This is a genomic window from Azospirillum lipoferum, assembly GCF_024170005.1.
GTDB classification, from domain to species: Bacteria; Pseudomonadota; Alphaproteobacteria; order Azospirillales; family Azospirillaceae; genus Azospirillum; species Azospirillum lipoferum.
The window spans coordinates 62,612-87,276 of record NZ_JALJXJ010000006.1; the positions used below are offsets into that span (position 1 = coordinate 62,612).

The window sequence follows — 24,665 nt, forward strand, 5'->3', positions numbered from 1 at the left end:
CTCCCGTGGGGCCACAAGTCCGCATTGTGCGCAATCATGGCAATGCAAGCGCCAAGGGGCGCTTGCGACCATCGGCCACACCGGCCATTGCATGCTTTTCGACGGGGCGACCAGCCGTCAACTTCTTTTCCGCTGACGAGAAAAGATAGTTCCTGCCTTTCCGCTATACGGAAGAGGTAGCCATCGCGGATGGAAAAATTTCACCCGCGGGAAACTCCATTGCCCACCGGCGGCGTTGTTGGTCCGCGGCGCAGGAGGCCCGACGCCTTGCCAGCCAATGGCCAAGCCCAAGCCGAAAGCTGAGCCTATGCGCAAGGATCATGGCCATAGCGGGCAGCACCAAAGGCATCCGGGCCATCGACCGACCCTATCCCTGTGCTTACCCCCACCGGCGAAAAAGCGATCACTTGGATAGCGTTGCCGCCATACCGATGCCGAGTGGAAGCACGGGGGTGGCGTGGCTAGCTTCTGATCAGCAAGTTTGCCCGAGGGAATTTCGAGAATGCCGCAGGATGCCAGCCCGCCTTACAATCCATCCTTCCAGGGTTCCCTGAGCGCCGGGGTCGCCGGCCTCTCCGCTTCCGCCGCCAGCGGGATCTCCGGCGGGGCCGCCGGGGGAGCAGATGACGGGATGATCGCCGGCATCCGCTCCGTCCTGGCGGAATGCGGCGGTCTGGCGGTCGATGCCGGGACGCTCGCCCTCCATGACGACCTCTATGCCGCCGGCCTCACCTCGCACGGCTGTGTCGGCCTGATGCTGGGGCTGGAGGAGCAGTTCGACGTCGAGTTTCCCGAAAAGCTGCTGAACCGCCGCACCTTCGAGAGCATCGCCGCCATCCGCGACGCGGTGCGCGGCCTCGTAAACGGGGGCGAGGCGTGAACGCCGCCCCGGCCGGCTTGGTCGAGCCGACATCCGGCTCGGTCAATGTTGCGGCCCGTGCGCGCGCCATCGGCGCCGAGATCGCCGCGCGCCATGCCGAAGCCGTCGACCGCGACGGCCGGTTCCCCACCGAGGCCTTCGATGCCTTGCGCGAGCAGAAGCTGCTGGGTGTCATGATCCCGGCGGAACTCGGCGGCGGCGGTGCCTCGCTGTTCGAAGTGGCTGCGGCCTGCCATGCGCTGGCCCGCGGCTGTGCCGCCACCGGCATGATCTACGCCATGCACCAGATCCAGATCGCCTGTCTGGTCAACCATGGCGACAACGCCTGGCATCGCGGCCTGATGGCGCGCATCGCCGCCGAACAACTCCTCCTCGGCTCCGCCACGACCGAGGCCGAGACCGGCGGCGACATCCGCAACAGCGTCTGCGCGGTGCGGGCAGATCAGGGAGCTGGGGGTGAGGGCTTCACCCTGGCAAAGAACGCGTCCGTCATCTCCTACGGCGACCAGTCGGACGTGATCCTGGTCACCGCGCGCCGCAACCCCGATGCCCCGTCGTCGGATCAGGTGCTGGTGGTGGTGACCAGGGACGATTACCGGCTGGAGAAGACCACCCGCTGGGACGCGATGGGCATGCGCGGCACCTGCTCCGACGGCTACCGGCTCGAGGCGGCCGGCGTCATCGGCCAGATCCTGCCCTTGCCCTATGCCGACCTGTCGGCCCAGACCATGCTGCCGGTGACCCACATCCTGTGGAGCAGCACCTGGCTCGGCATCGCCGCCGACGCCGTCAGCCGAGCCCGCGCCTTCGTCCGATCGGAGGCCAAGCGCAAGCCCGGCACCACCCCGGCGTCCGCCGTGCGGCTGGCCGAGGCGACCGCCAAGCTCCAGCAGATGAAGGCCGTCATTCTGACCGCCATCCGCCAGTACGAACTGGCCTGCGGCTCGCCGGAACTGCTGACCGGGCTGTCCTTCGCCACCGCCATGGGCACGCTGAAGGTCACCACCTCGGAGCTGGTGCGCGAGATCGTGGAGGCGGCGATCCGCACCTGCGGCCTCGCCGGCTACCGCAACGACACCCCTTACAGCCTGGGCCGCCATCTCCGCGACGCCCATTCCGCCGCGCTCATGATCGGCAACGACCGCATCATGTCGCACATCTCCACCCAGCTTCTCGTCCAGCGCGACGGGTCGGGGCCTTTCGAATGAACATGGTCGACATCACGGCCGCCCAGGCCGCCTATCGCGACGAGCTGGTGGAAGCGGGCCTGCTGATCCCCACCGGGGTGGATGGCCTCTATGGCCGCAGCGGGGTCTTCGAGGATGTGGTGGAGCGTTTCGACGCGCTGGTCACCCGCTGGGGCGGCCAGGACGGGGCGGAGGTGATGCGCTTCCCGCCGGCCCTGAACCGCCAGTATTTCGAGGAAAGCGAGTATCTGAAGAGCTTTCCCCATCTGGCCGGCACCATCCACAGCTTCGGCGGCGACGAAAAGGCCCACCGCACCCTGCTGCGCCGGCTGGAGGAGGGGCAGGACTGGACCGAGGATCAGGTCGCGACCGACGTGGTGATGACGCCGGCCGCCTGCTATCCCGTCTATCCGACCATCGCCCGCCGCGGCCCGCTGCCCGGCGAGGGCAAGCTGATCGACGTCTTCTCCTACTGCTTCCGGCATGAACCGTCGATCGACCCGGCCCGCATGCAGCTGTTCCGCATGCGCGAGTACATCCGCATCGGCACCCCCGATCAGGTGGTGGAGTTCCGCGAGCTGTGGCTGGAGCGCGGGCGCGAGATGATGGGCACGCTCGACGTGCCGCTCGACGTCGATGTCGCCAACGACCCCTTCTTCGGCCGGGCCGGCGCCATGCTGTCGAACAGCCAGCGCGAGCAGAAGCTGAAGTTCGAGCTGCTGATCCCGATCACCAGCACCGAAAAGCCGACCGCCTGCCTCAGCTTCAACTATCACCAGGACCATTTCGGCCATCTGTGGGACATCCACACCGCCGATGGCGGCGTCGCCCACACCGCCTGCGTCGGTTTCGGAATGGAACGCGTGGCGCTGGCGCTGTTCCGCCACCACGGCTTCGACACCGCGCAGTGGCCGGCGTCGGTGCGCAAGGTCCTGTGGGGGTGAGCGGAGCCATGTGGACGCAGCGCCACCCCGACGGCTACGACCGCCATCCCCTGCACCAGGGGGAGCGCATCTGGCCGGAGACCAACTGCTACGTCGATCTGTGGATCGAGGCGCTGCATGCCCGCGGATTGGAGCCGCGGGCCATGCTGGGCTTCACCGTCACCCAGGATTTCGAAGGCGACCAGTTCACCTTCTTCAAGGTGCCGCTGGAGGATCTGGAGACCCTGTACGGCCTGCGCGTGCAGGAGCTGGCGATCTACGACAGCGTCGAGACCCATGTGGCCGAGCAGTTGCGGCGCAGTCCGCCCGATAATCTTGGCGGCGGCGGGCTGGTGCTGGTGGAGGTCGACGGCTTCCACCTGCCGGACACCCGCGGCACCTCCTACGGCACCACCCATGTGAAGACCACGGTCGGCATCGTCCGCATCGACCCGGCCGCCGGGACGATGGATTATTTCCACAATGCCGGCTTCTACCGGCTCGACGGCGCCGATTACCAGGGTGTCGCCGCGGCGGCGGCCGGGCCGCTCTTCCCCTATGTCGAGTTCGTGAAGCCGAGCAGGAAGGCTCTGGAGGGCGGGGCGCTGGTCACCGCGTCGCTGGAGCTGCTGCGCCGCCACCTCGCCCGCCGGCCGGCCGGCAATCCGGTGACGGCCTACCGCGCCGCCTTCCCGGAGCATCTCGACCGGCTGCTGGCCCGGCCGATGGAGTATTTCCACCTCTACGCCTTCAACCTGCTGCGCCAGCTCGGCGCCAATTTCGAACTGCTGGGCGCCCATCTCCGCTGGCTCGACGGCCCGGCCGACGCGGTGGAGGCCTGCCAGTCGATCGCCGAGGGCGCCAAGGCCATGCAGTTCCAGCTGGCCCGCACCGTGGCCCGGCGCAAGGCGCCCGACCTGACCGACAGCTTCGACCGGCTGGAACGGGGCTACGACACCGTCCTGGGCAGTCTGGCCCGCCGTTACGGGTGAGCGGCGATGGCCCGCATCCGATCGGTCACGGGACAAATTCGGACCCTTCTGGATCGGGGATGGACGCTGACCGTCTCGGCGCCCGGCGGACCGGAGAGCGGGGAGGGCATGCCCGCCCCGGTGCCCGGCACCGCCGCCCAGGCCCTCCAGGCCGCCGGACTGTGGTCTCAGGAGGACCCCGCGCCGCTTCACGACAGGGATTTCGTCTACCGAACCAGCCTGATCGGCCATGGCCCCCATGTCCTGCGCTTCCACGGCCTCGCCACCATCGCGGAGGTGCGGCTGGACGGCGAGCGCATCCTGACCTCCGACAGCATGTATCTGGCCCATGAGGTGCCGGTGACGCTGGACGGCGAGGCGGAACTGTCCATCCGCTTCCACGCCCTGCATCCGGTGCTGGCGGCGAAGAAGGGCCGGGCCCGCTGGCGGCCGAAGCTGGCCGAACCGGCGGGGCTGCGCTTCGTCCGCACCACCCTGCTGGGCCATATGCCGGGCTGGTGCCCGCCGTTCCACGCCGTCGGCCCCTTCCGCCCGGTGGAGCTGGTGGAGGAGACCGGCCCCTTGCGCGTGGTCGCCGCCGATTTGCGCAGCGGCTATGACGGGCGGGACGGCCACCTCTCGCTGCGCCTGACCGTGGAGGGAGCGACGCCCGGCACCGCCGGATCGGTCGAGGTAGCCGGCCATACGGCGCCGCTCGCCTTCGATGGCGTCGACGGCTTCCAGGCCGACCTGACCCTGCCCGGCGTCGAGCCCTGGTGGCCGCACACCCATGGCGAGCCGGTTCTGCACGGCGTGACCGCCCGGATTGGATCGGTCGAAGTCGACCTCGGCCGCGTCGGCTTCCGCTCGTTGGCCGTCGACCGCGGTTTGGACGGCAATGGCTTCGCGCTGCTGGTGAATGGCGAGCGGGTGTTCTGCCGGGGCGGCTGCTGGGTCCCGGTCGATCTGGTCGGGCTGTCCTCGGACCGCGCCGCCTATGAGCCGGAGCTGCGCCGGCTGCGCGAGGCCGGCGCCAACATGGTCCGTGTCGGCGGCACCATGCTGTACGAGGGCGATGCCTTCTTCGAGCTGTGCGACGAACTGGGCCATCTGGTCTGGCAGGACGCCATGTTCGCCAACTTCGACTATCCCACCGACGCCGCCTTCCTGACCAGCGTGCGGGCCGAGATCGCGCAGCTGCTCGACCGCACCCAGGCCTCGCCGTCGCTGGCGGTGCTCTGCGGTGGCAGCGAGATGGAGCAGCAGGCGGCCATGCTGGGCCTGCCCCGCGCCTCCTGGACGCAAGCAGCCCTGACGGCGGTGATCGCCGAGGAATCGGTGGCCCGGCGGCCCGACCTGATCCGGGTGCCGAACTCGCCCAGCGGCGGGCCGCTGCCCTTCATCGCCGATGCCGGGGTGACCCATTATTACGGCGTCGGCGCCTATCTGAGGCCGCTGGAGGATGCCCGGCGGGCGGGGGTGCGCTTCGCCAGCGAATGCCTCGCCTTCGCCAACCTCCCGGCGGACGATCCGCTCGGCGTCCCGGCGCTTCACCATCCCCGCTGGAAGGCGCGGGTGCCGCGCGATCCCGGCGCCTCCTGGGACTTCGAGGATGTGCGCGAGCATTATCTGGAGACGCTCTACGCCGTCGATCCGCGCCGCCTGCGCTATGAGGACCCCGACCGCTACCGCCGCCTGTCGCGCGCGGTGACCGGCGAGGTGATGCAGGCGGTGTTCGACGAGTGGCGGCGCGCCGGATCGAGCTGTGCCGGCGGGCTGGTCTGGCAGTGGCGCGATCCGTGGCCCGGTAGTGGTTGGGGCGCCGGCTGGGGCGTGGTCGGCGCCGACGGCTCGCCGAAGCCGGCCTGGTACGCGCTGAGGCGCGCCTTCCGCCCGCTGCGGGTCATCCTGACCGACGAGGGGGTGAATGGGCTGGCAGTCCATCTGGTCAACGACACCGCCCGGCCGGTGGAAGCGCTGCTGCGGCTGACGGCTTGGCGCGATGGGGTGGTGCCTGTGCTGAAGGCGGAGCGGCCGGTGACGCTGCCGGCGAGGAGTGCGGTGGCGCTGGCCGCCGCCGAACTGTCCGACCGCTTTTTTGACACGACCTACGCCTACCGGTTTGGGCCTATCTCGCACGATGTGGTGACGGCGCAATTGCTGTCGGCCGAAAGGGGCGCGGAACCAATCGACGAGTCTCATTATTTCCCCAAGGGACGTTCGCTGCCGCGGCAGGATCTCGACCTGACGGCGGTGGTGGAGGCCCAAGGGAGCGGGGGCGGGGACGACTGGGCGTTGCGGCTTGCCACCAGGCGCTTCGCCTGTTCGGTGCATGTGGAGGACGGGCGGTTCCAGGCCGACGACGGCTGGTTCCATCTGCCTCCCGGCGTCGAGCGGCTGGTCCGCCTGCGGCCGCGGGCCGGCTCGGGAGTTGGGGTTGGGGTTACGGACGGGACGGCATCGGCCGGACGGATGGTGCCCGATGGCGAGGTCCACGCGCTGAACGCGCTGGCGCCCGTCCGCTACAGGGGGAACGCATGAAGCCGACACCGGTGGTGTTCGAGGGTTGTTTCGGATGGTTGCACCCGGCGGAGGGACGGCGCGGGGTGGTCCTCTGCGGTCCCTACGGCTATGAGGAGCTATGCGCCCACCGGGCCTGGAAGAGCTTCGCCGAGAGTCTGGCGGGGGCCGGGCTGCCGACGTTGCGGTTCGATTATCCCGGATCGGGCGATTCGGCCGGCGACGACGGCGAGCCGGACCGGGTTCGCGCCTGGCTCGACGGCATCAAGGCGGCGGTCCGCCGCCTGCGCGAGGACACCGGCGTCACCGACGTGACCCTGGTCGGCTTCCGCATGGGCGCGCTGCTCGCCACCGCCGCCGCGCTGGAGATGGCGGCGGACGGGCAGGGCATCGACAGGCTGGTCCTGCTGGCGCCGATCACCTCGGGCCGCAAGGCGGTCCGCGAACTCCAGACGCTGTCGTCCATCGTGCTGCGCCCGGTCTGCAACCCGGAACCGCCGGAGCGCGCCTCCTGGCTGAACGTCATCGGCATGCCGCTGACGCCGGAAACCGCGCTGACGCTCGGCGGCCTCAACCCCTGCGACGCGCCGGCCCTGCCGGCCCCGCGCATCCTGATCGCCGACCGGCCGGAAGGGAAGACGCCGGTGAAGCTGGCCGCCCGCTGGCGCACGTTGGGCGCGGTGGCCGAACCGATGGGCGTCAGCGGCATAATGGAGCTGACCCAGCAGCCGCAGCGCGCCCAGGCCGCCGCGGCGTTCGAGCCGGTGCTGCGCTGGATCGTCGCCGCCGCGCCGGTCGTCACCGGCGCCACCCCGCCGCCGGACCGGCCCGCCGGGCTGATGATGCCGACCGCGGTCGAACGTCCGATCTTCTTCGGCACCGCACCGGAGCTGTTCGGCATCTATTGCACGCCCGTCCTGGCCGATCCGGCCGGCAACCGGCCCGCCATCCTGTTCCTGAACAGCGGCGCCACCCACCATGTCGGCTCCGGCCGCGCCACGGTGGTGCAGGCGCGGCGGCTGGCGGCGCGCGGCTACACTTCGCTGCGCATCGATGCCGCCGGCATCGGCGACAGCCCCGACCGTCCGGGCTTCCCCGACAATCTGCTCTACAACAAGGAGGTGATGGACGACGTCCGCGCAGCACTCGGCTGGCTGGAGGAGCAGGGGCACGAGCGCGTCGTCGTCATCGGCCTGTGCGCCGGCGGAACGCCTGCCCTGCATGCCGGCCTGGGTGACGACCGCGTCGTCGGCCAGATCGTGCTGAACCCCGGCCGGTTCGAGATGGGCGGCGGCATCGCCGTGTCGGAACTGATGCGGACGGTCGCCTTCCGCTCCACCAGGGAATATCTGATGGAGGCGCTGAAGCCGTCCCGGCTGCGCGCCAGCTTCCGCAAGCCCGCCCGCCTGACCGGGCTGACCAAACGGCTGGCCGGCCGTTTCGTCCGCAAGCTGCTTCTCCGCACCGGCCTGACCCGCCACGCGCTGCGCATGTTCCGCCGCCTGTCGGCGGAAGGCCGGCGGGTGCTGGTGGTCTACAGCAGCGGCGACATGACGCTGGCCGAGTTCTACCTGCATCTGGGCGAGGGCGGCCGCGCCCTGGACGGCCTGCCCGGCATCGAGGTGGCCTATCTCGACCGCTCCGACCACAGCCTGACGGTGTGGGAGGCGCGCGACCGGCTGGACCGGATGATCGACCGCCATCTGGCCAATCTGGACAGCGCGGCGCAGGCCGACCCCGCCGGCTCGGAACTGCCCGGCTGGAACCTTGGTTTGCCATCGGGGGGGCTGCCGTCCGGTGAACGGGTGGGGTAGGGAGCACATCCGGGAAGGGCACGGGAGGCGTATTGACACGAGCCCCGGTTGAGGCGGAACGTCGGTCGAATTGCCATGTCCTGCGGAGACCGTTCCGATGCACCGGATTGAGCTTTCGGAGGTTCCGGCCGGCTGCGCGTTGTATCCGCGTCTCCCGACGGCGGACTTCCACGATTGCTACCGCTTTCCGGTGCCCGATCCGGGGCTGTCCGCCCTGGAACTCCTCATCGACGTGCTGGCCGCCAGCCCGGCCTGGATCGAGGGGATGATGTGGCTGCGGAACAAGGCCGTCCGGCTGATCGGCCTGAAGGATCTGGGGGCGCTCGGCGCCGTCGATCCGGCGAAGCCAATTGGTTCCTACCGGCCCGGCGACAGGATCGGCATCTTCACGCTGGTCGAGAGCCGCGAGGACGAGGCGGTCGTGTGCGACCGCGACCGGCATCTCGACGTCTGGCTGTCGGTGCGCAAGCTGCCGTCCGACGGGAACGGTCACTGGGCGGCGGTCACCACGGTGGTCAGGACGAAGAACCGGCTCGGCAGGACCTACATGCTGGTGGTCAAGCCGATGCACAGGATGATCGTCCCGGCCTCGCTTCGGAGCTATCTCGCCCGCAAGGCCGGGTGATCACACCCCAATCAGGCCAGCAGTTCCGCCAGCGACCGCGCCACCACCTGGGTCGCCCGCCGCAGATCCTCCAGCACCAGCTTCTCGTCGGCGCGGTGGCCGTTGGCCTCCAGCAGGTCGCGCGGGCCGGCGCCGTAGAGGATGGTGGGGATGCCGGCTTCCGAATAATGGCGGGCGTCGGTGTAGAGCGGGATGCCGTTCTGGCCGACCGGCACGCCCAGCACCTCCTGCGCCTGGGCGGCGAACAGGGCCGCCAGCCGTGGCGCATCGCCGACGGAGCGGAAGGGGCGGGCCAGCAGGATGCGGCGGATGGTGACGCGGATGCCGTCACGGCCTGCGGCTGCCCCTTCGATCAGGCTGCGCAGTTCGCCCTCGACCTCCGCCGGGTTCTCTTCCGGGATCATGCGGCGGTCGAGGCGGAAGGTGACGCGGTCGGGCACCACGTTGGTGTTGATGCCGCCCTGGATCAGCCCGACCGTCAGCGACGGGTGGGTGATGCCGGTGACGCCCGACCGGCGCGTCGCCAGTTCCGGCCGGTGGGCGTAGAGCGCGGTCAGGATGCCGGTCGCCGCCTCCAGCGCGTCATGGCCGGTGTCGGGGCGGGCGGCATGGGCGGACTTGCCGTCGACCTGCACCTCCAGATGCAGGCAGCCATTGTGCCCGGTCACCACCGAATAGGCGAAGCTGGCCGACACCGCGTAATCCGGCCTGGAAATGCCCTGGTCGAGCAGCCATTTCGGCCCGATCTCGCCGCCGGCCTCCTCGTCATAGGTCAGATGCAGCTCGACCGTGCCCTTCAGCGCGGCCTGCGAGGCCATCAGCGCCCGCAGCGCGAAGGCGTAGGTGGCGAAGTCCGACTTCGACACCGCCACACCGCGGCCATACATCACGCCGTCGCGGATCTCGGCGCCGTAGGGATCGCTCGACCAGCCCTCGCCGGGCGGCACCACGTCGCCATGGGCGTTCAGCGCGACCGTAGGGCCATCGCCGAAGCGGTGGCGGATCACCAGATTGGTGGCGCTGATCATGCCGTTCGCCCGCACCAGCTCGGCCGGCACCGGGTGGCGCTCCACCGTGAAGCCCATCGCCTCCAGCAGCTCGGCGGCACGGACGGCGTGGGGGGCGCAGTCGCCCGGCGGGTTGTCGGACGGCACCTTCACCAGCTCCGCCAGGAAACGGACCTCCTCGTCGAAGCGGGCGTTCACCGCCTCATCCAAGGTGGCGGCGAGGGAGGGGGACAGGTCGGTCATGGCAGGCGGTCCGTCACGGGATGGAGGTTGCGGGCTGGAAATTCTCGACGAAGCGGGCGAGCACGCGGGCTCCCGCCTCGGCGTCGGCGGCGGTGATGCGTTCGGCCGGGTTGTGCGAGATGCCGCGTTCGCAGCGCACGAACAGCATGGCGATGTCGGTCAGCGCCGCCACCGCCATGGCGTCATGGCCGGCGCCGCTCGGCAGCTCCGGGGCGTCCAGCCCTTCGGCGGATGCGGCGGCGGCGAACTGCGCCATCAGTGCCGGGTGGCAGGCGACGGCCGGGCTTTCATGCAGGGTCTCGAAACCGATGGCGACGCCGCGGGCGTCGGCGATCGCCTCCAGCCGGGCGCGGACGGCGCCGACCCGCTCCAGCCGCAGGGGATCGCGGTCGGCGCGCAGGTCGATGGTGAAGCGGACCTTGCCGGGGATGACGTTGGTGGCGCCGGGCGACGCCTCGATCCGGCCGACGGTGCCGACCAGCCGCTCCTGTCCGGAGCAGAGCTGCTCCACCGCCAGGATCATTTCGGCCGACGCCGCCAGCGCGTCGCGGCGCAGGGTCATCGGCACGGTGCCGGCATGGCCGGCCATCCCCTCCACCGTCACCGCCAGCCGGGTGGCGCCGGCGATGGCGGTGACGATTCCGACGGGGCGGCCCAGCGCCTCCAGCACCGGCCCCTGTTCGATGTGCAGCTCGGCATAGGCCAGGACGTCGTTGGCCTTGTAGGCGGCGCTGGCCCAGGCGGCGGGGTCGAGCCCGAAGGCCGTCATGGCGTCGGCCAGCCGGGTGCCGGCGGCGTCGCGGGTCTCCAGCACCGCCGGATCGAAGGTGCCGGCGATGGCCCGGCTGCCGATCAGCGTGGACTGGAACCGCGTGCCCTCCTCGTCGCCGAAGCCGATCACCTCGACGGCGAAGGGCGGGCGCCGGCCGCGGGCGTTCAGGTCGGCGACCACGGCGATGCCGGTCAGCACCCCCAGCATGCCGTCATAGCGCCCGGCATCGCGCACGGTGTCGAGGTGCGAGCCGATCAGCAGGGCCGGCAGCCCCGGCCGCTCGCCCTCGTAACGGCCGATGATGTTGCCGACCGCATCCTCGCGCACGCCCATCCCCGCCTCGCGCATCCAGCCGGCGACGAGGTCGTTGGCGCGGCGGTGTTCCGGCGTCAGGTAGAGGCGCGACAGCCGCCCCTCCTCCGCGCTGATCGCCGCCAGGGCGTCGATGCGGGCGAGAAGGGCCGGTCCGGACAGCAGAGAATCGGGCATCGGCGGTTCCGAAATGCACTGAGGAGACAGGACGATGGCACCGGTTATACGCCGAAGCCACGCCTTGGCCCTAGCCCCCGGCCGGCGAAGACAGTTTCAAAGAATCGCGGAAAGGCACCCGGGCGGGGTTTTCAGGGTGTGCCGCAGCGCAAAAAGACAGCGAAAAATTCGTTGGAGGTGCCGAATAATGCCTACCACCCTCTGGAATCCTTCGGCAGACTTCGTAGATGAAGGTGAACAAAATCACCGGATCAAGGCGCATATTTGCTGCGAGTGCGAAAGAAACAGCTGAGGGGAGGTGCGTCCATGACGTCGTTCGATCCCGACATGCCTTTCGAAAACGCAACACCGATTGGCCGGCCGGGTGCCGGTCTGTGGTTCAACGACCGGACCGAACTGGTCCAGGCCCGCACGCTGGCGGGATGGATCACGCTGCTGGCGGAGGACCGCGAGCTGGACGACCATCAGCTGGCCGCCGCCACCGGTCTCGACATCGAGGATGTGCGTGCGGTTCGCGACGGTGCCGTGGCGATGCTGCCGCCCCGGCTGCTGAACCGCGCGCTGGCCCGGCTGGAGGGCCGGAACGACAAAGGGCGGCTGCAATAGCTGCAAGGCCGCCCTTTCGCATTTTGAAAGCCGTGGCGTCGCGTCAGGCGACGGACAGGACATCCACATACATGTTGGCCGGGGCCGACAGGTGGATGCGGTACAGCATGCCGGACTGGTCGACGATGATGTCGGCGACCGGGTTCTTGCTGGACAGGTCGGTGACCGCGGCGCGGACGTTGCGCGGCAGTTGGTCCAATTCGACGTCGCGGTAGCCGGACTTGTCGGAAAGCTTGATGGTCTTGTTGCCCATGATGGCAGCTGCTCTGTTCCAGAAGGCTTGAGAGGGGATACTCGTTCAGCCGCGGGACAATGGTCCCCGCCGGTTAACCAAGAGTTAACCGCCTCCCTCGGGCCTTCCGATCCTCCGCGCAGGGCAGCAGCGCTTCCGGTGCAGGGGCGTCGGTCAGCGCCGGTCGCGCCCGCTACCGGTCCCGCCACTGCCGGCCCCTCTACCACCGGCCATGGCGTCACCGCGCCGCAGGGTGTCGTCCTCCGGCAGCGGCTGCTTGCCCAGCACCATGGAGCTGTTGTCGAGTGCGGCGACCATCGCGTCCCGTGCCGGGGCGCCGGGGCCGGTCACGCTGCCTTCGCCCTGCGGGGCCGCCGGTTCCACCCGCTCGCCCATCCCGACGCTTGTGGATTGGGTCCGGCTGGTGACGCGCAGGTCGTTCTGCACATGGCCGACGCCCGGCACGCTTTCGGCGATGTCCTCCGCCCGGCGGCGGGCGGCGCGGTCGGTCACCGTGCCGGACAGCGTCACCTCGCCGCCCTCCACCCTCACCCCGATGTCGGAGGCGTCGATCTGGTGGTCGTCGGTCAGGCGTTCGTTGATGTCCTCCAGGATGCGCTCGTCGGAGCGGCGGTAGTTGCGCGGGCCGACGCCGCGATAGCGGGCCTGCGGGCTCATCTTGACGAACTCCTCGCTCCAGGGATGGCGGTGCATGGCGGCCTCCGTCTGATGGATTTCGGGATTCTCCGCCCTTCAACAAAAGTCGTGCCGTTCCCGTTCCGACGCGTCCGGAAGGGCAGCCCTGCAAGGCGAAAGGCGGTAGAGGCCGAACGGTGTCGCAACCTTGGCCGTGCCTGGCTGTTCGGTCCGGAAAGCTTTCGGTCGAGGTACGTGCCATGAAACATTCCGAACGAGGCGTCGCCCTCTGGGCGATGGTCATCCTGCTGGCGATTCTGGGGCTGGGCGCGCTGGGCGGCGGGCTGTGGCTGATCCTGCTGGGCGGGTCCTGGTACTACGCCGTCGCCGGCCTGCTGTTCCTCGCCACCGCAGCACTGCTGGCGAAACGCTCGCCCACGGCGCTGTCGGTCTATGCGCTGCTGGTGATCGGCACGCTGGTCTGGGCGCTGTGGGAGGTCGGGCTGGACTGGTGGCCGTTGTCGGCGCGCGGCGACGTGGTCGCGGTGGTCGGCTTCCTGCTGCTGCTGCCCTGGATCACCCGCCGCCTGGGCGAGCGTGAGCCGATGGCCGGCGAACCGGCGCCGGGCGCCTATCCCGTCGGCGTCTTCCGCGGCGCCGGCATCCCGCTGACCGCCGCACTGGCCATCGTGCTGCTGGTCGCCGTCGCCTCCTGGTTCACCGACCCGCACCGCATCGACGGCACCGTTCCGTCCCGGCAGCAAACGGCATCGGCGGGCACACCGTCCGGTCCGGCGATCCCGGACGGGGAATGGCAGGCCTATGGCCGCACCGGCTACGGCCAGCGCTATTCGCCGCTGACCGGCATCACGCCGGAGAATGCCGACAGGCTCCAGGTCGCCTGGAGCTACGAGACCGGCGACCAGCGCGGCCAGCCCGGCGACCCGAAGGAAACCACCTTCGAAGTGACCCCGCTGAAAATCGGCAACCGCCTGTTCCTCTGCTCGCCGCACCAGCATGTCATCGCGCTGGATGCCACCACCGGCAAGGAGGTCTGGCGCCGCGACCTGCAGATCGACCCCAAACAGCTGGCCTTGCAACACCTGACCTGCCGCGGCCTGTCCTACCGTCCGGCGCCGCAATCCGCCGCTTCCACCCCTGCGGCCGGCGGCGCCTGTGCCGCCAGGCTGTACATGCCGACCGCCGACGGCCGTCTGGTGGCGCTGAACCCGGAGGACGGGTCGATCTGCACCGGCTTCGGCGAGAATGGTCAGGTCAATCTGTGGGCCAACATGCCGAATGTCCGGCCCGGCGCCTATTATTCGACCTCCCCGCCGGTGGTGACCGCCAACCTCATCATCGTCGGCGGCACGGTTCTGGACAATGTCTCGACCAAGGAGCAGTCGGGCGTCGTCCGCGCCTTCGACGCCGACAGCGGCCGGCTGGTGTGGAACTGGGATTCGGCCAGGCCGGACCAGACCGCGCCGATCGCCGAGGGCCAGACCTACACCGTCAACTCGCCCAACAGCTGGTCGATCGCCAGCGTCGACGAGGCGCTGGGCATGGTCTATCTGCCGCTGGGCAACCAGCCGCCCGACCAGTTCGGCGGCAACCGCAGCCCGGAGGTGGAGCGTTTCTCCTCCTCCGTCGTGGCGCTCGATCTGGCGACGGGGCAGGTGCGCTGGGTCTTCCAGACCGTGCATCACGATCTGTGGGACTATGACGTGCCGGCGCAGCCCAGCCTGATCGACCTGACCGTCGACGGCCGGACCGTCCCGGCGCTGGTCCAGCCGACCAAGCAGGGCGAGCTGTTCGTGCTCGACCGCCGCACCGGCCAGCCGGTGCTGCCGGTGACCGAGAAGCCGGCGCCGCAGGGCGCCGCCGAGGGCGACCATTCCGCCCCGACCCAGCCGGTCTCGGCCCTGTCCTACGACCCGCCGCCGCTGACCGGGGCGGACATGTGGGGGGCGACGATGTTCGACCAGCTCGCCTGCCGCATCGCGCTGAAGCGGCTGCGCTATGACGGCCGCTTCACCCCGCCGTCCTTGCAGGGCTCGCTGATCTATCCCGGCAATTTCGGCGTCTTCAACTGGGGCAGCGTCGCCGTCGATCCGCAGCGCCAGATCGCCTTCACCACCCCGACCTATCTCGCCTTCGTCTCGCAGCTGGTGCCGCGCCAGAACGACAGGGACCTGTATGTCCAGGGCGGGGAGCGGCCGCAATTCAGCCTGCCGGCGCTGAACGAGAATTTCGGCGCGCCCTATGCGGTGAAGCTCGCCCCCTTCGTCTCGGTGCTCGGCCTGCCCTGTCAGGCGCCGCCCTGGGGCTATGTCGCCGCCGCCGACCTGACGACCGGCAAGATCGTGTGGAAGCACAAGAACGGCACCACCCGCGATGCCGCCCCGGTGCCGCTGCCCTTCCGCATGGGCGTGCCCAACCTGGGCGGCCCGGTCATGACCGCGGGCGGCGTCGCCTTCCTGTCCGGCACCATCGACTATTATGTGCGGGCCTACGACGTCTCCACCGGCAAACAGCTGTGGGAAAGCCGCCTGCCGGCCGGCGGTCAGGCGACGCCGATGACCTACCAGGGCGAGGATGGCCGCCAATATGTGCTGGTGGTCGCCGGCGGCCATGGCTCGCTGGGGACCAAGGGCGGCGATTCGGTGATCGCCTATGCGCTGGCGAAGTGAAGTCCGTCCGTAGAAGGTGGTGTAGGATCGCCAACTCTCCGCGATTCCACCGATCCCGAGAAGGTAGTCCATGGCCATCATCGTCCATCATCTCAACAACAGCCGGTCGCAGCGGATCCTCTGGCTCCTGGAGGAGCTGGAGCTTCCCTACGAGATCCGCTTCTACCAGCGCGACAAGACGACCAATCTGGCCCCGCCGGAGCTGAAGGCGGTGCATCCGCTGGGGAAATCGCCGCTGCTGGAGATCGACGGCCGGATCATCATGGAATCCGCCGCCATCGTGCAGCATCTGTGCGAAAACTTCGGTGCCGGCCGTTTCCTGCCGGCGGCGGGCTCGGATGACGCGTTGCGCCATCTCCAGCTGATGCATTTCGCCGAAGGGTCGGTGATGACGCCGGTCCTGCTCGACCTCTATGTCGGGCGGCTGGGCGAGGCGGGCGCGCCGCTGCATCCCCGCATCCAGGAGCAGCTGGCCAGCCATTTCGAGTATCTCGAATCCGAGCTTCGCCCGTCCGGCCATTTCGTCGGCGACGGCCTGACCGGTGCCGACATCATGCTCAGCTTCCCGATCGAGATTGCGATGCTGAAGGGCAATCGCAGCCGCTGGCCGAAGCTTGCCGCCTTCGTCGACGCCATGCATGCCCGTCCGGCCTGGCAGCGCGCCCTCGCCAAGGGCGGCGCTTACTTCCAGTGATGGTTTGCCGGCTTCATCAATGAAAAAAGCCCGCTCCGGTTTCCCGAGGCGGGTTTTCTTTAAAGGCGCAGCAAACGCTCAGCGCGTCGGCACCGGCGGCGTCTGCGAATAGTCGTAGAAGCCGCGACCGTATTTCTTGCCGATCCAGCCGGCCTCGACATACTTCACCAGCAGCGGGCAGGGGCGGTACTTGCTGTCGGCCAGACCTTCATACAACACCTGCATCACCGCCAGACAGGTGTCCAGCCCGATGAAGTCGGCCAGCTCCAGCGGGCCCATCGGGTGGTTGGCGCCCAGCTTCAGCGCGGTGTCGATGGCCTCGACGCCGCCGACGCCCTCATAGAGGGTGTAGACGGCCTCGTTGATCATCGGCAGCAGGATGCGGTTGACGATGAAGGCCGGGAAATCCTCGGCCACCGCGGCGGTCTTGCCGATGGCGAGCGTCAGTTCCTTGATGGCGTTGAAGGTCGGCTCGTCGGTGGCGATGCCGCGGATCAGCTCGACCAGCTGCATCACCGGCACCGGGTTCATGAAATGCATGCCCATGAACTTGGCCGGACGGTCGGTCGCCGCCGCCAGACGGGTGATCGAGATCGACGAGGTGTTCGTCGCGATCAGCGCCTCCGGCTTCAGGTGCGGGACCAGCTTCTTCAGCAGGTCGCGCTTCAGCGCCTCGTTCTCGGTCGCGGCCTCGATCACCAGATCGGCATCGCCGAACACCGACAGGTCGGTGCCGGTGGTGATCCGGCCGAGTGCTGCGGCCTTCGCCTGCTCCTCCAGCTTGCCCTTCTGGATCTGCCGGTCGTAATTCTTGCCGATGTTGGCGAGCGCCTTTTCCAGGACCGCCTCGCTGATGTCGGACAGGACGACATCATAGCCGGCCTGGGCGCAGACCTGGGCGATACCGCTGCCCATCTGGCCGGCGCCGATGATGCCAATCTTCTTGATCGTGGTCATGGAGGCTGTCCCGCGAAGGATGTGGGTAAAAGGGTCCGCCGCGACGGGCACCGGGTCATGCCGGTGACCGCCGCGGCGGTCCGGATCAGCGCGCCTTATCCAAGCTTTTCCGTCAGCTCCGGCACGGCCTTGAACAGGTCCGCGACGAGGCCGTAATCGGCGACCTGGAAGATGGGCGCTTCCTCATCCTTGTTGATCGCGACGATGACCTTGCTGTCCTTCATGCCGGCGAGGTGCTGGATAGCCCCCGAGATGCCGACGGCGATGTACAGCTCCGGCGCCACGATCTTGCCGGTTTGCCCGACTTGGTAGTCGTTCGGCACGAAACCCGCGTCCACGGCGGCGCGCGATGCGCCCACGGCGGCGCCCAGCTTGTCGGCCAGGGCCTCCAGCAGCGGGAAATTCTCGCCCGACTGCATGCCGCGGCCGCCCGACACCACCACGCGGGCGGCGGTCAGTTCCGGACGCTCCGACTTGGTCAGCTCGGCCGAGACGAAGCTCGACAGGCCGGCGGCACCGGCGCCCGCGACATTCTCGACGGCGGCCGAACCGCCTTCGGATGCTGCGGTCTCGAAGGCGGTGGTGCGGACGGTGACGATTTTCACCGGGTCGGACGACTGCACGGTGGCGATCGCGTTGCCGGCATAGATCGGCCGCTCGAAGGTGTCGGCCGACAGCACGGCGGTGATGTCGGAGATGGCGGCGACGTCCAGCAGCGCCGCGACGCGCGGCAGGAGGTTCTTGCCGACCGAGGTGGCGCCGGCCAGGACATGGCCGTACCCAGCCTTGGCAATCGATACCACCAGCGGAGCGACGTCTTCCGGCAGCTGGTGCTCGTAAGCCGAATCGTCGGCCAGCAGCACCTTGGCGACACCGGCCACTTTCGCGGCGGCATCGGCGGCGGCCTGCGCGCCCTTGCCGGCGACCAGGATATGGATGTCGCCGCCGATTTTGGAAGCAGCGGTGACGGCGTTCAGCGTGGCGGGCTTCAGCGAGGCGCCGTCGTGTTCCGCGATGACGAGAATGTTGGCCATGGTCAGTTCGTCCCCCTCAGATCACGCGGGCTTCGGTCTTGAGCTTGTCGACCAGGGTGGCGACGTCCGGCACCTTGATGCCGGCCTGACGCTTCGGCGGTTCGGTGACCTTCAGCGTCTTCAGGCGCGGGGTGACATCGACGCCGAGGCTGTCGGGGGCGACGGTCTCCAGCGGCTTCTTCTTGGCCTTCATGATGTTGGGCAGCGAAGCGTAGCGCGGCTCGTTGAGGCGCAGGTCGGCGGTGACCACGGCCGGCAGCTTCAGCTCGACCGTCTCCAGACCGCCGTCGATCTCGCGCGTCACCGCGACCTTGCCGTCGCCGGCAGCGATCTTGGAGGCGAAGGTGCCCTGGCCCCAGCCGAGCAGCGCCGCCAGCATCTGGCCGGTCTGGTTGCAGTCGTCGTCGATCGCCTGCTTGCCGAGGATGACGAGGCCGGGGGCCTCCTTCTCGACCAGTGCCTTCAGCACCTTGGCGACGGCCAGCGGTTCGGTCGTCACGTCGGTCTGCACCAGGATGGCGCGGTCGGCCCCCATGGCGAGCGCGGTGCGCAGCGTCTCCTGGGCCTGGGCCGGGCCGACGGACACCACCACGATCTCGGTCGCCTTGCCGGCTTCCTTCAAGCGCACGGCTTCCTCGACGGCGATCTCGTCGAAGGGGTTCATGCTCATCTTCACGTTGGCGGTCTCGACGCCGCTGCCATCCGCCTTGACACGGATCTTCACGTTGTAGTCGACCACTCGCTTAACGGGGACGAGGACTTTCATAACTCACCCTGGCTGCTGAGCGCGCGCCTTATTACGGCGAACACCGCGAAAATTGCTGTGGTTGCGAACGGACCATAGGATCTGGCATTACCACTGTCAATGACGTGCCCGATGCGCGGGCAACGTGCCGGCCGGCCCGTTTGTCGCGGTCCAGGCGCAGGCGCTCAGCGGCTAAGGCTGGCGGCCAAGGCTCAGCGATTTGCGCCGGGCACCCACAGCACGTCGTCCGCCCCGTTGCGGTTGACCACCCGGCTCAGCACGAACAGATGGTCCGACAGCCGGTTGACGTATTTCAGCGCCGCAGCGCCCACCGGCTCATGCCGTGCCAGATCGGTCATCAGCCGCTCCGCCCGGCGCACCACGGTGCGGGCCAGATGCAGATGCGCCGCGGCCGGCGAGCCGCCGGGCAGGATGAAGGAGGTCAGCGGCGCCAGATCGGCGTTCATCGCGTCGATCTCCGCCTCCAGCCGGTCGACCTGGGCCTGCACGATGCGCAGCGGCGGGTATTTCGGCTCCTCCTCCTCCGGCGTGCAGAGGTCGGCGCCCAGATCGAACAGGTCGTTCTGGATGCGGCCCAGCATGGCGTCGGCGTCGGTCGGGCCGCGGGTGTGCAGGCGCGCCATGCCGATGACGGCGTTCGCCTCGTCCACCGTGCCGTAGGCGGCGACCCGGCGGTCGTGCTTCGGCACCCGGCTGCCGTCGCCGAGCGAGGTTTCGCCGGCGTCGCCGCCGCGCGTGTAGATCTTGGTCAGCTTCACCATGGGGGGAACCGTCAGCCTTGGGTCAGGATGGCGAGGACGAACAGCAGCAGCGCCGCACCCTGCAGCATCACGCGCAGCCGCATCGCCTTGTTGGAGCGGCGCGGATCGCCCCGCCCGCCGCGGGCCATGAAGAAGAGGCCGACGAACAGCGAGCCGACCACCGCCAGCATCGCCATGACCATCAGGATGGGGAAGAGAGTCTGCATCGGCTCACTATATCCCAGCATCCGGCCCACGCCTATGGCGACGCTGGCCCTCCCCATAGGGCGGCGCCCCCTCCCTTGGAGGGGCGGCTCCGGGTAATCCCCCGGTTGCCAAAGCCGTTGGAGTGCATAGAGTGCGCGGCGGCGGGCGACCGTCGCCGCTGCCGGCGGCGGAACCGGCGGCAAAAACCGGCGGACAAGTGGAGATGCAGGCGATGCTGCGGCGGACATTCCTGAAGACGGCCCTGAAGGCGACCGCGGTCACCGCGGCCGGCACCGGCGCGCTGGCGGCGCTGAGCCGGGAAACCGTCCTGGCCGCCCCCGGTGCCGCCGGAACCGCGACCCCGTCGGTGTCCTTCCCCATGGACTTCCTGTGGGGCGTGTCCACCTCCAGCTACCAGATCGAGGGCGCCGTCGCCGAGGATGGGCGCGGCCCCAGCGTCTGGGACACCTACAGCCACTCCTTCGGGCGGATCGCCAACGGCGACACCGGCGACGTCGCCTGCGACCATTACCACCGCTATGCCGAGGATGTGGATCTGATGGCGAAGGCCGGGATGAAGGCCTACCGCTTCTCCATCGCCTGGCCGCGGGTGATGCCGCAGGGCACCGGGGCGGTGAACATCAAGGGGCTGGACTTCTACGACCGGCTGACCGACACGCTGCTGGCGAAGGGCATCCAGCCCTGGCCCTGCCTGTTCCATTGGGACCTGCCGCAGGCGTTGCAGGACCGTGGCGGCTGGACCAACCGCGACATCGCCGGCTGGTTCACCGACTATGCGCTGGCGGTGACCGCCCGGCTCGGCGACCGCGCCCGCAACTGGGTGATGCTGAACGAGCCGTCGGTGGTCGCCATCTTCGGCCACGGCACCGGCGGGCATGCGCCGGGGATGACCGGCCGCGAGAACTGCCTGAAGGCGATCCACCACCAGAACCTCGCCCAGGGCACGGCGATGGCGGCGCTGCGTCAGGCCGGCGGCAGGGACTGGCGGCTCGGCACCGTGCTGTCGCTCCAGCCGTCCTGGCCGGTCGGCGGGCTCGACTCGAACTATCCCGCCTCGCTGATGTGGGATGCGCTGTGGAACCGCTCCTGCCTGGACCCGCTGTTCATGGGCCGCTTTCCGGACCTGCTGGAGGCGGAGTTCACCCGCATCGCCAAGCCCGACGATCTGGCGCGGATCAAGCAGCCGGTCGATTTCCTCGGCGTCAACTACTACAGCCGCATGCACCAGCAGCCCGACCCGCAGGGGCTGTTCGGCACCGGCTACGGCTCCGCGCCCGAGGGCACGCGCAAGACCGGCATGGAATGGCCGGTGGAGCCGGACGGGCTGAGCGAGATCCTGGCCGAGTTGCAGGAGAAATACGGCAACCCGCCGGTCTATGTGACGGAGAACGGCGCCGATTACCCCGATACGGTCGGCCCGGGCGGCCGGGTGGAGGACCGCGACCGCATCGCCTATCTGCGCGACCATCTGCTGGCCGCCGCCAAGTCGATCGACGAGGGCTGCAACCTCAAGGGCTACATGGCCTGGACTCTGCTGGACAATTTCGAATGGTCGGAGGGCTACCGCCGCCATTTCGGCCTCGTCCAGGTCGACCGCAAGACGATGGCCCGCAAGCCGAAGGCCAGCTACGACTGGTATGCCTCGGTCATCCGCAACAACGCCGTTCCGCTGGCCTGACGGGCGGTCAGCCGAGGCGGCGCATCGCGCCGTCCACCCGGTCGAGGAAGCGCTTCCGGCTGAGGTCGGTGGACCGGTCCATGTCGTAGTGGGCGAGGTAGCGGAAACTCGCCTGCGGCGCGCAGGCGGCCAGCACGCCCTTCCTCAGGATGCGGCGGGCGGGGTTGCGCATGTAGAGTTCCGTCAGCCACCAGGGCGATCCGAAGCTGGTCAGCACCGCCACCGTCCGCAGCCCGGTCAGCAGCGGCAGGATGCGGCCGCCCTCGCGGTCGTGCCGGAAGGCGATGCCCGGCCCCCACACGCGGTCGATATATCCCTTGAGGATCGCCGGCTGGTCGAACCACCAGTGCGGGTAGCAGAACACCAGCCCTTCCGACCAGCGCAGCCGCTCCACCAGACCGGCGACGGCCGAGACATCGTAGTCGGGCGAAAAATAGCTGGCGCGCTCGGCGACGGTCAGCGCCGGAGCGAAACCCTCGGCATAGAGGTCGGTCTCCATCACCTCGTGGCCGGATGCGCGCAGGGCGGACACCGCCGTGTGGTGGACGGCGGCGGCGAAGCTTTGCGGCAGGGGATGGGCGAGGATGGTCTGGATTCGCATCGCGGAACGATAGCATGGCGGCCGGTTCATGATACCCTGCCGTCACTCAGCCCAGAACCCTCCGTGATCCATGCCGTCCCCCCGCCCGCCGCAGCCGACCCGATTCGCCATCCAGAAGGCGCGTGGCAAGGGTTGGAAGACGCTGGAGGTGGGGGAGGAGCTGGCCCATGCCAAGGCGCGCTTCGACCGGATGGTCGGTGTCAACCCACGGGCCTATTTCCGCCTGATCCAGCTCGATTACAACGCCGACTCCGGCTATGAGGGCATGGAGTTCAACTGGACGCTGATCGAGCTGTATGACCCTACCCAGGGGCCGGCCAAGGGGCCTGCCCAAAGGCCGACTGGGGGCGGTCATGTCCGGCCAACGCCGAAGCCGGCCGCGACGGCTCAGCGCAAGCCGGGAAGCAAGCGTAAGGCCGGCGAAACCGTCGCCCTGCCGCTGCGAATCTATCTGGCGGTGATCCTGATCGGCACGCTGGCGGGCGCCCTGGCCTACCTGCACTTTGCCGGCGGGCGGTAAGGCGTCACTCCGTCGTGTAGCCCTTGCGGCGCATGCACTGCGCGAAGATTTCCTTGCGATAGCCGAACTGCGGCGTTTCCGGCAGCGGGCGCTGGGGATAGCCGCGCAGCCGCATGGTGTTGTCCACCTGCTCGGTGCACTCGTCATAGGCGACGGTCGGCACGTCCGGGCTGGCGGTCCACTCGCGGTAGGCGGGCGGGCTGCCGCATCCGGTCAGCAGGGCCACGGCCGACAGGAAGGCCAGCCCCGGCAAGGCCGGCAGCAGTCGCGGGCGTGCGGTGTCGGTCCCGGTCATGGCGGTCTTCATGCTCCTTTTTCGCCCCCGATTTGACGCTACCACGTCCGGCCCTTTCCGATCCATTTTCGCGCACCATTTCCGGTAACGCGCCTTTTCGGCAACGCTGCGCGGCTGACAAAGCAGACGCCCAAAAATCGCCGCCGGAAATGCGACGCAATCTGGTAACACGATCCTGGTTTCCCGCGATTCGCGGGGGCCCCGGTCCCCGATTAGGGGGGAGTGTCGTGGCTCTGAAGTCGGTCTGGCGTCACGGACGAAAGGGAGAGGCAATGTCTGGGTTTGCGCGGCGGGCGCATGGTGGCGCCGCGAAGTCGGCCGGGGCGGCGGCTGTCGCGGTGGTGGTGTCGGCTCTGGCGATGGGAGCGCCCGGTTCGGCCTGGGCCGAGGCGTCGGTCGCCGACATCCAGTGGGCGCAGACCATCCTGAAGGACAAGGGCTACAACATCGGCGGCCGGGCCAAGGGCCAGATGACGCCGGAAACCCGGTCCGCGCTCAGCGCCTATCAGAAGTCGGTCGGCCTGCCCGCCACCGGCAACCTGGACCAGGCCACCATCAACAAGATGATGGGCGAGCGCGAGAGCAAGGCCGCGCCGACCATGGGCAGCCTGTCCAAGAGCCAGATCGGCCAGACCCGCCACGAGAAGGAGGTGGCGCCGCGCGCCGCCCCGACCGGCCGGGTCGAATCCGGCAACGAGAGCATCGGCGGCATGGCCCAGTTCGGCGGCGCCCCGGTGTCGTCGCCGTCCTCTTCGTCGTCGTCGGCGGCGGCGAGCCACAGCGCACCCGCCGCGGCGCCGGCTGCGGCTCCAGCGGCCCGTCCGTCGGCGCCGGCCGCCGGTGCCGCGGCTCCCGGTGCGGTCTCCCAGAGCGCGCCGCGCCCATCGGCCAACGCGTCCGCCAGCGCGTCCGCCAGCCTGTCCGAAGGTCCGACCCCGCAGGCGGCCCCCCGCGGGGCGGTGGCGGCGACCACGCCGGACGGCAAGCCGGCCCCGGTCGAGGAACCGGCGGCGGTTGGCGCCGCCCCGTCGATCTGGCAGTCCAATGCGGCGCGCGCCGGTGTCGCCGGGCTGATCGCCGCGACGCTGGGTGGCATCGGCTTCGCCTGGTGGCGCAGCGGCCGCGGCGTCGATCCGCTCAGCCGGGCGCCGGCCGGCGACGACCGGCCGCGTGAAAATCGCGTCGAGCCGAGCTTCGGCTCCCCCCGCCGCCGGGAGGAGCTGACCACCGGCCCGCGTCTGACGGCGGAGGCGCGGCGGCGCTGAGCGCCGCCGCCCGTCACATCATCATCGGGCAGCCACCCCCGCCGCAGCCGCCGGCAGCACAGGCGGGGGCGGGCGCCGGCTGGGACTTGGCCACGCGCGGCGCCATGATGGCCTTGGCGACCTCGGTGCCGCCGCAGGACGGGCAGGGGATGCCGGCGGCCTTCCTGGCGTCGTAATCGGCCATATTGTCGAACCACTGGTCGAAATCCTGGCCGCAGGCGCAGTGCAGGGCGTAGACGATCATCGCAAGAGCCTCGAAAAGCGGAACCTCGGCCGCTCTTTTAGCGAGGCG

General features: G+C 69.4%; 25 protein-coding genes. 13 read left to right on the top strand and 12 right to left on the bottom strand.

The window, feature by feature from the left end:
- Positions 1 to 502 precede the first annotated feature (502 nt).
- From J2848_RS14835 to J2848_RS14865, 7 genes are all read left to right on the top strand, one after another.
- Entirely contained in the window at positions 503 to 880 is a 378-nt protein-coding gene (locus J2848_RS14835) for an acyl carrier protein (protein WP_253568657.1), read from the top strand.
- Positions 877 to 2,088: an acyl-CoA dehydrogenase family protein gene (locus J2848_RS14840; protein ID WP_170307060.1), complete on the top strand. Its 1,212-nt coding sequence runs from the start codon at positions 877 to 879 to the stop codon at positions 2,086 to 2,088. The genes J2848_RS14835 and J2848_RS14840 overlap by 4 nt, the downstream gene beginning before the upstream one ends.
- The gene (locus J2848_RS14845; RefSeq protein ID WP_149231996.1) at positions 2,085 to 3,011 is read left to right on the top strand and encodes an amino acid--[acyl-carrier-protein] ligase; all 927 of its coding nucleotides are present in this window, start codon (positions 2,085 to 2,087) and stop codon (positions 3,009 to 3,011) included. Before J2848_RS14840 ends, J2848_RS14845 begins: the two co-directional genes overlap by 4 nt.
- 8 nt (positions 3,012 to 3,019) lie before the next feature.
- Positions 3,020 to 3,982 (top strand): DUF1839 family protein, encoded by a 963-nt coding sequence (locus J2848_RS14850; RefSeq protein WP_149232068.1) that lies wholly within the window; start codon positions 3,020 to 3,022, stop codon positions 3,980 to 3,982.
- A gap of 108 nt (positions 3,983 to 4,090) precedes the next feature.
- Entirely contained in the window at positions 4,091 to 6,502 is a 2,412-nt protein-coding gene (locus tag J2848_RS14855) for a glycoside hydrolase family 2 protein (RefSeq protein ID WP_246193920.1), read from the top strand.
- Entirely contained in the window at positions 6,499 to 8,295 is a 1,797-nt protein-coding gene (locus J2848_RS14860) for an alpha/beta hydrolase (RefSeq protein WP_149231994.1), read from the top strand. The genes J2848_RS14855 and J2848_RS14860 overlap by 4 nt, the downstream gene beginning before the upstream one ends.
- A gap of 97 nt (positions 8,296 to 8,392) precedes the next feature.
- Positions 8,393 to 8,920 (top strand): DUF2867 domain-containing protein, encoded by a 528-nt coding sequence (locus tag J2848_RS14865; protein WP_149231993.1) that lies wholly within the window; start codon positions 8,393 to 8,395, stop codon positions 8,918 to 8,920.
- 11 nt (positions 8,921 to 8,931) lie between these two features.
- Here the strand turns inward: J2848_RS14865 and J2848_RS14870 are convergent, their stop codons facing one another.
- Positions 8,932 to 10,170: a M20/M25/M40 family metallo-hydrolase gene (locus J2848_RS14870; RefSeq protein WP_149231992.1), complete on the bottom strand. Its 1,239-nt coding sequence runs from the start codon at positions 10,168 to 10,170 to the stop codon at positions 8,932 to 8,934.
- Positions 10,171 to 10,183: 13 nt separating this feature from the next.
- Positions 10,184 to 11,431, bottom strand: a complete 1,248-nt coding sequence (locus J2848_RS14875) for an allantoate amidohydrolase (protein ID WP_149231991.1) — start codon at positions 11,429 to 11,431, stop codon at positions 10,184 to 10,186.
- A gap of 306 nt (positions 11,432 to 11,737) precedes the next feature.
- On the opposite strand from J2848_RS14875, the gene J2848_RS14880 reads away from it, so the two are divergent.
- Positions 11,738 to 12,037, top strand: a complete 300-nt coding sequence (locus J2848_RS14880; RefSeq protein ID WP_149231990.1) for a hypothetical protein — start codon at positions 11,738 to 11,740, stop codon at positions 12,035 to 12,037.
- Between the two features lie 43 nt (positions 12,038 to 12,080).
- Here the strand turns inward: J2848_RS14880 and J2848_RS14885 are convergent, their stop codons facing one another.
- Both J2848_RS14885 and J2848_RS14890 read right to left on the bottom strand, forming a co-directional pair.
- Positions 12,081 to 12,290: a hypothetical protein gene (locus J2848_RS14885; RefSeq protein WP_149231989.1), complete on the bottom strand. Its 210-nt coding sequence runs from the start codon at positions 12,288 to 12,290 to the stop codon at positions 12,081 to 12,083.
- A gap of 153 nt (positions 12,291 to 12,443) precedes the next feature.
- Positions 12,444 to 12,983, bottom strand: a complete 540-nt coding sequence (locus J2848_RS14890; protein WP_149231988.1) for a BON domain-containing protein — start codon at positions 12,981 to 12,983, stop codon at positions 12,444 to 12,446.
- Positions 12,984 to 13,165: 182 nt separating this feature from the next.
- On the opposite strand from J2848_RS14890, the gene J2848_RS14895 reads away from it, so the two are divergent.
- Both J2848_RS14895 and J2848_RS14900 read left to right on the top strand, forming a co-directional pair.
- Positions 13,166 to 15,595, top strand: a complete 2,430-nt coding sequence (locus tag J2848_RS14895) for a glucose/quinate/shikimate family membrane-bound PQQ-dependent dehydrogenase (protein ID WP_149231987.1) — start codon at positions 13,166 to 13,168, stop codon at positions 15,593 to 15,595.
- Positions 15,596 to 15,665: 70 nt separating this feature from the next.
- Positions 15,666 to 16,289: a glutathione S-transferase family protein gene (locus J2848_RS14900; protein ID WP_149231986.1), complete on the top strand. Its 624-nt coding sequence runs from the start codon at positions 15,666 to 15,668 to the stop codon at positions 16,287 to 16,289.
- Positions 16,290 to 16,367: 78 nt separating this feature from the next.
- Here J2848_RS14900 and J2848_RS14905 read toward each other — a convergent pair whose 3' ends face one another.
- The 5 genes from J2848_RS14905 to J2848_RS14925 all read right to left on the bottom strand — a co-directional run bounded on the left by J2848_RS14905 (position 16,368) and on the right by J2848_RS14925 (position 20,013).
- Positions 16,368 to 17,246 (bottom strand): 3-hydroxybutyryl-CoA dehydrogenase, encoded by an 879-nt coding sequence (locus J2848_RS14905; protein ID WP_149231985.1) that lies wholly within the window; start codon positions 17,244 to 17,246, stop codon positions 16,368 to 16,370.
- A 95-nt stretch (positions 17,247 to 17,341) separates the two neighbouring features.
- Entirely contained in the window at positions 17,342 to 18,280 is a 939-nt protein-coding gene (locus J2848_RS14910) for an FAD-binding protein (protein ID WP_149231984.1), read from the bottom strand.
- 16 nt (positions 18,281 to 18,296) lie between these two features.
- Complete coding sequence (locus J2848_RS14915; RefSeq protein WP_149231983.1) at positions 18,297 to 19,046, bottom strand: electron transfer flavoprotein subunit beta/FixA family protein; 750 nt, start codon at positions 19,044 to 19,046, stop codon at positions 18,297 to 18,299.
- A gap of 191 nt (positions 19,047 to 19,237) precedes the next feature.
- Complete coding sequence (locus tag J2848_RS14920; protein WP_149231982.1) at positions 19,238 to 19,807, bottom strand: cob(I)yrinic acid a,c-diamide adenosyltransferase; 570 nt, start codon at positions 19,805 to 19,807, stop codon at positions 19,238 to 19,240.
- An 11-nt stretch (positions 19,808 to 19,818) separates the two neighbouring features.
- On the bottom strand, positions 19,819 to 20,013 hold the full coding sequence (locus tag J2848_RS14925; RefSeq protein WP_098735145.1) for a twin transmembrane helix small protein: 195 nt from the start codon (positions 20,011 to 20,013) through the stop codon (positions 19,819 to 19,821).
- A gap of 212 nt (positions 20,014 to 20,225) precedes the next feature.
- Here J2848_RS14925 and J2848_RS14930 point away from each other — a divergent pair, with 212 nt between their 5' ends.
- Entirely contained in the window at positions 20,226 to 21,692 is a 1,467-nt protein-coding gene (locus J2848_RS14930) for a GH1 family beta-glucosidase (protein ID WP_149231981.1), read from the top strand.
- A 7-nt stretch (positions 21,693 to 21,699) separates the two neighbouring features.
- Here the strand turns inward: J2848_RS14930 and J2848_RS14935 are convergent, their stop codons facing one another.
- Complete coding sequence (locus J2848_RS14935; protein WP_253568659.1) at positions 21,700 to 22,323, bottom strand: NAD(P)H-dependent oxidoreductase; 624 nt, start codon at positions 22,321 to 22,323, stop codon at positions 21,700 to 21,702.
- A 40-nt stretch (positions 22,324 to 22,363) separates the two neighbouring features.
- On the opposite strand from J2848_RS14935, the gene J2848_RS14940 reads away from it, so the two are divergent.
- Positions 22,364 to 22,813, top strand: coding sequence for a hypothetical protein (locus J2848_RS14940; protein ID WP_149231979.1), 450 nt, complete (start codon positions 22,364 to 22,366; stop codon positions 22,811 to 22,813).
- Positions 22,814 to 22,817: 4 nt separating this feature from the next.
- Here the strand turns inward: J2848_RS14940 and J2848_RS14945 are convergent, their stop codons facing one another.
- Positions 22,818 to 23,120, bottom strand: coding sequence for a hypothetical protein (locus J2848_RS14945; protein ID WP_246193919.1), 303 nt, complete (start codon positions 23,118 to 23,120; stop codon positions 22,818 to 22,820).
- 260 nt (positions 23,121 to 23,380) lie between these two features.
- On the opposite strand from J2848_RS14945, the gene J2848_RS14950 reads away from it, so the two are divergent.
- Positions 23,381 to 24,373 carry a peptidoglycan-binding domain-containing protein gene (locus tag J2848_RS14950; protein ID WP_149231978.1) on the top strand — a complete coding sequence of 331 codons (993 nt, stop codon included), beginning with the start codon at positions 23,381 to 23,383 and terminating at the stop codon, positions 24,371 to 24,373.
- Positions 24,374 to 24,386: 13 nt separating this feature from the next.
- On the opposite strand, the gene J2848_RS14955 is transcribed toward J2848_RS14950, so the two are convergent.
- On the bottom strand, positions 24,387 to 24,617 hold the full coding sequence (locus J2848_RS14955) for a DUF1178 family protein (RefSeq protein ID WP_149231977.1): 231 nt from the start codon (positions 24,615 to 24,617) through the stop codon (positions 24,387 to 24,389).
- Positions 24,618 to 24,665: the final 48 nt, after the last annotated feature.